This window comes from Mycobacterium sp. IDUB_19, assembly GCF_055419445.1.
Genome location: NZ_JBVAXR010000143.1, coordinates 1 through 1,342, shown reverse-complemented (window position 1 = coordinate 1,342; position 1,342 = coordinate 1). Strand labels below are relative to the sequence as shown.

Here is a 1,342-nt window from a genome sequence, read left to right as displayed (position 1 = left end):
CAGAACACATCTGTGGTCGGTGACGCCGAGCGTGATCGATGCCTGGCCGGCGTGCGAGTGCTGCACGACATTGGACAGCAATTCGCGCACCACACCGAAGACGATCGGGTCGATCTCATTGCGGCCCGGGTAGTCGATGTCGGTGGAGATCTTGATGCCCGAGCGCTGCGCGGCATCGGAGGCCAACTGATGCACCGCGGCTCCCAGGCCGACCTGCTCGAGCACGGCCGGGTGCAGCTCGAAAGTCGCCTGCCGCAAGCTTTGTGACGCATTTTGAAGACCGGCCAGCGCACGCTCGATGCGCTCGTCGCCGGGCAGTGCGGTCTCCAGCTCGACGAGTTCTTGCCGCACCGCGAGGATGTCTTGAAGCGCTCCATCGTGAATGGATTCCGAAATCCGGCGCTGCAACACATCCGACGCCGTCATCGTCTGAGCAAGCAATTCCTCTCGCAGCACGCTCAGGCCGGCCACCGAGCGGGTGTGCCGTTCCGCGATGCGCACCGCGACGTACGCCGTGGCGCACAGGAACCCGTACAGCACAAAGCGAAAAGTGGCCTCGAACAATCCGATCGAGCGCAGCATCTCCGGGTCTTGGAGCACCGCGATCGCAAACCCCACCATGGAGAAGATCAGCACCACCGCGGCGCGCCGCGACGAGACGTCAAGGCCCAACAGAATCGGCAGCATGGTCATGATCAGCAGCGGATAGATTCCGTTGGTGGACAGCAACTGAAAGACAGTCAACGCAACAACGTCAATGACCGTGAACGCAACCGGTTCGAGTCGCCCCAGGGCAAGCCATTGATGGAACGGTGAAAACGCGAGCGCCACGGCACACAGCGCAACGAACGCGTAGACGACAATCAATATGCTCTGCGGCGGCCACTCCGATCGCCGCGTACCGATGATCATGGCGGCGACCATCAAGCCCACCACACCGATCCGAACCACCGACGCAATGCGATACGAGCGCAGCTGGGCAACTCTGCGTACCCGATGCAATTCTGCGTCGCTGGTATCCGCCACGCGAACACAGTACTCACTTGCACTCGCCGCCTTGGGGCTATGTGGCAAAACCCGCATCAGGTGGTCCGTCGTGGCAATCCGCGCTGGTGCGGCAACCCGCTACACTGTCCGCCATGGCCGGCGCAGCAACGCCCGAGAAGGTCCGCGTCGTTGTCGGCGATGATCACCCGCTCTTCCGTGAAGGGGTGGTGCGGGCGCTCGCGCTGAGCGGTGAGGTGAACGTCGTCGGCGAGGCGGATGACGGCACGCAGGCGCTGGAGCTGATCAAGGAGCACCGTCCCGACGTCGCTTTGCTCGACTTCCGGATGCCCGGCAT

Annotated in this window: 2 protein-coding genes; one reads left to right on the top strand and one right to left on the bottom strand. The window is 63.3% G+C overall.

Going from position 1 to position 1,342, the window contains the following annotated elements; genetic code table 11:
• The coding region (locus ACZY0B_RS27495; protein WP_463767378.1) for a sensor histidine kinase at window positions 1-1,026 on the bottom strand (1,026 nt) is incomplete at its 3' end.
• A 113-nt stretch (window positions 1,027-1,139) separates the two neighbouring features.
• Between ACZY0B_RS27495 and ACZY0B_RS27490 the strand changes: the two genes are divergently transcribed.
• On the top strand, window positions 1,140-1,342 hold a 203-nt coding region (locus ACZY0B_RS27490; RefSeq protein WP_463767376.1), incomplete at its 3' end, for a response regulator transcription factor.